Source organism: Bacillus tuaregi (genome assembly GCF_900104575.1).
GTDB classification, from domain to species: Bacteria; Bacillota; Bacilli; order Bacillales; family Cytobacillaceae; genus Bacillus_BD; species Bacillus_BD tuaregi.
On sequence record NZ_LT629720.1, the window covers coordinates 1 to 3,184 of the forward strand.

General features: G+C 38.7%; 5 protein-coding genes and 1 pseudogene. 5 read left to right on the plus strand and 1 reads right to left on the minus strand.

From position 1 onward, the window contains the following. Positions 1–140 precede the first annotated feature (140 nt). The 4 genes and pseudogenes from BQ5321_RS00480 to BQ5321_RS00495 all read left to right on the plus strand — a co-directional run. Positions 141–794, plus strand: a pseudogene (locus tag BQ5321_RS00480) (ATP-binding protein); the annotation flags it as partial. Next, positions 794–1,354, plus strand: a complete 561-nt coding sequence (locus BQ5321_RS00485; protein ID WP_071392712.1) for a transposase — start codon at positions 794–796, stop codon at positions 1,352–1,354. The pseudogene BQ5321_RS00480 and the gene BQ5321_RS00485, both read left to right, overlap by 1 nt. 102 nt (positions 1,355–1,456) lie before the next feature. Further along, on the plus strand, positions 1,457–1,861 hold the full coding sequence (locus BQ5321_RS00490) for a hypothetical protein (RefSeq protein ID WP_071392713.1): 405 nt from the start codon (positions 1,457–1,459) through the stop codon (positions 1,859–1,861). After that, a complete protein-coding gene (locus BQ5321_RS00495) occupies positions 1,851–2,198 on the plus strand; it encodes a hypothetical protein (protein WP_071392714.1) in 348 nt (115 codons plus the stop codon). The genes BQ5321_RS00490 and BQ5321_RS00495 overlap by 11 nt, the downstream gene beginning before the upstream one ends. Here the strand turns inward: BQ5321_RS00495 and BQ5321_RS00500 are convergent. After that, positions 2,158–2,637 carry a helix-turn-helix domain-containing protein gene (locus BQ5321_RS00500; RefSeq protein ID WP_071392715.1) on the minus strand — a complete coding sequence of 160 codons (480 nt, stop codon included), beginning with the start codon at positions 2,635–2,637 and terminating at the stop codon, positions 2,158–2,160. The two genes, BQ5321_RS00495 and BQ5321_RS00500, sit on opposite strands and share 41 nt — an antisense overlap. Positions 2,638–2,763: 126 nt before the next feature. Here BQ5321_RS00500 and BQ5321_RS00505 point away from each other — a divergent pair. After that, a partial coding sequence (locus tag BQ5321_RS00505) for a DUF7686 domain-containing protein (protein ID WP_139187732.1) occupies positions 2,764–3,184 on the plus strand: 421 nt, incomplete at its 3' end.

Consider the following 3,184-nt stretch of genomic DNA (forward strand, 5'->3'; position numbering starts at 1 on the left):
TTTATGAAGTGAGATTCACCATAATAGTGAACCGGGGAAATAGAAGGGGAAGGGCTAAGAATAATCGGTCTATATAATAGTAGAAACTCGGATTATTTAATCTATATTTTGCGTATTTTTATCCATTCAGCCTCACGGCGTCCCTCGCTCATCGCGGTGTACTATTCCTAGATGAAATGGCCGAGTTCCAGAAAAAAACGTTGGATATGCTGCGCCAGCCGCTGGAATCCGGAAAGGTCACAATCAGCCGGGCGCAGTCAACGGTTACGTATCCGTGTTCCTTCATCCTCCTTGCTGCAACGAATCCATGCCCTTGCGGTTATCTTGGTTCCCGTTCACATTATTGCACCTGCTCTCCCAAGCATGTGCAATCCTATCAAAATAAAATCTCCGGTCCTGTCACCGATCGGATGGATATCCTGCTTTTTTTACAATCGGTTCATTTAGATCAGCCTGCAGTTGAACGAATGAGCTCTGCCGATATCCGCAAAAGGGTAGAAAGGGCTCGGGATAGGCAATATGAACGGTACCAGAAGCAGGTATGTAACGCGAAGGTTTCGTTTGAGAAGTTATTAGAAATGAGTCCTTTGCAGGAACATCAGTTGAATATGATTCGTCAGGTAGCATCCAAACAACATTGGAGCAACCGTGTGCAAATCAAAGTCATCCGGCTGGCCAGAACGATATCCGATTTAGCAGGCAGCAAGGACATCACGGATGAAGCGATTTGGCAGGCAATCACACTACGGCGGGGCAATATTCTCAAAGAACAAATAAAGGCAGGGAAAAGATAATGCCATATAAGAAAAGAATTTACGTACCGAACCAATTCTATCATGTTGTATGTAGGGGCAATCGGCGTGATCCGCTTTTTCGCTGCCATACTGATTTCTTAGCCTTTTTTCATATCTTAGAGCAGCTCCATCAAAAAATCCCCTTTGAACTCGCCTCTTACTGCCTAATGACAAACCACTTTCATCTACAAATCCGTTCAAAGGAAGTCCCTCTTTCAAAAATCATGTCCCTCATCAATAAACGCTACGCCAATTATTATAATACCCGCTATCGTTTAACCGGCCATGTGTTTGAAAAACGCTATTATGACAAAATGATAGAAGATAAAGAAGGAATGCTTGAGGTGAGCAAATATATTCATTTAAATCCAGTAGAAGCCAAAATGGTCAAAAAACCTGAATTCTATCCATGGAGCAGCTTTCAATTTTTTAAAAATGAATACCCTATCGCACCTTGTTATTTGGATATTCGCCATATACTAGACTTTTATATAGGGACGATGAAGCAGAAGCGGGAGAAGTATATTTCGTCACATGAACCATCAAAAATTGGAAATTGATATTTTTCAGAAGCATAGGGGAGGTTCTGCTGCTTCATAGAGTAACTCTTGTAGGAATTCGCCCTGTCTTTCCTGTATAGCGTAAACGTAAAGAAGGGAATAGTGAAAGTGCATAGTGAGACAAGAGAGAAGATACGACATATAATAAATGAAGTAAATAAAAACGGTATAAACTGGAAAAAAGGAAAAGACATTGAGCATCTAGAAAAAAGAATAAGAAGATGTCATATTCCTGCAGACTTTACGTTAGAGATGTATGAGAGCATCATCATTAATATGATTAATGACAAAGAAAATGAAACATACTTGTACTATCTTAAGGGGTATGAACAGAACTATTATGTGTTTGCTAATCCAGAAACAAAATGGACGGTTATAGTAGGTGAAAACACTGTAATGGAATCAGCGTATATGATTGATAAGAAACCATATCGTGTATATTTGTCTAAAGAAAGAGGATATACGTATCTAGGAACAGTAAAGGAGGTAATGAGGGATGAATCTTAATGAATATAACATCGACGGTATCATAGAAGATTATGGGGATTATATAGACGATTTCGGAGCAAGTACAATCGAATTTTATCAATTCGTGATTGTTGAAAGAGATTTTCTAGAAAGTGTTAAAAATTTATTAAACAATGAACAAAAACGAAAATTATTAGTATATGATCTAAAATTCATAAACAAGGCAGAACCGATTTATAATTTTTTAAAAGATGAAATTAACTTTTCCGAGATCGATAGGCCATTAAAGGATTGGTGGTGGCACGTAGATAAGATTGCAAAAGGAATTTTAAAAATTAAATTTGATTATACAATTGAAGTAAGTGTAACTGCCTGAGAAGTGGAACGCAGAAAGGGATGGTCACTGTGACGCCCCGAGGGAAATCGGAATTTATTTTGCAAGCGGGAGCTTCTTTCTCTTCTTTTTCAACCTGAACGGATGGATTCTTTTCCACAGCATTCTGGTCTGGCTGCTGACGTGTAGGTGATGAACTCTCAGCGTGAAAAGGAATCATTTGATAAAATGCTGATTTTCCCTGCTTTGAAACAAAATTCAGACGGCCTTTCTCCTGAAGCTCTTGTCTAGCCTTACGTATAGTACGGCCCGATATATTTGTTTTCACACACAACACCGTCTCGGATACTGAAAAGGTCTCACTCCCGCCAGCCTGATTCTGCATATGCATTAATCCATGCCATAAAGTAATTGCTGACGGAGAGAGTGGGTTAGATTTCAACCAATTGTAAAATGAAGACATTTCTTGGACATAATTCATCGAGTATCCCTCGCTAACTGTATTTTTTTCGGACTTCCTTCATTATTGTTATATAGGGAACTAGCGGGAAAGTGGCTTGTGAATTTGTGGAATGCAAACGTTTGAAGTGCATTGGCTTATGATAAAATGGAAGAAAAACCCGCAGGTGACGATATGAATAAGTGTGAGCATTGTGGTTCAAATGAGGTGAAGGTTCATCTTAATGGGGAAGATGGCAGTCAGTTATTTTGTATGGAGTGCTATAACAAATTCATGGCAGAGGAGCTCGAAATTGATTTAGAGCCATTGATCGAATCTTTTTCATTGAGGGATTTTCAAGGCAATCTTCGTACATTTATTGTTGAAAGACGAATTGATCCGATTGGGATTTTTTTAGAGGCTGTCGAAAACATAGAATTTGGATATAAATTTGCTGTACATGGTGAACTAGATTCTAATCAAACAGACCTGCTTCATAAGTTAATGGCGAAAACTAGAAAAGGTGTGGAGAAGCAACAAATTAAAACAGGAGTATTTCCAAACGGACAAGAATACCATTCCATTATTC

Excerpts from the sequence above, each read along its gene's own strand:
- BQ5321_RS00485 (WP_071392712.1), top strand. The coding sequence starts at position 794 with ATGCCATATAAGAAAAGAATTTACGTACCGAACCAATTCTATCATGTT.
- BQ5321_RS00495 (WP_071392714.1), top strand. The coding sequence starts at position 1,851 with ATGAATCTTAATGAATATAACATCGACGGTATCATAGAAGATTATGGG.
- BQ5321_RS00500 (WP_071392715.1), bottom strand. The coding sequence starts at position 2,637 with ATGAATTATGTCCAAGAAATGTCTTCATTTTACAATTGGTTGAAATCT.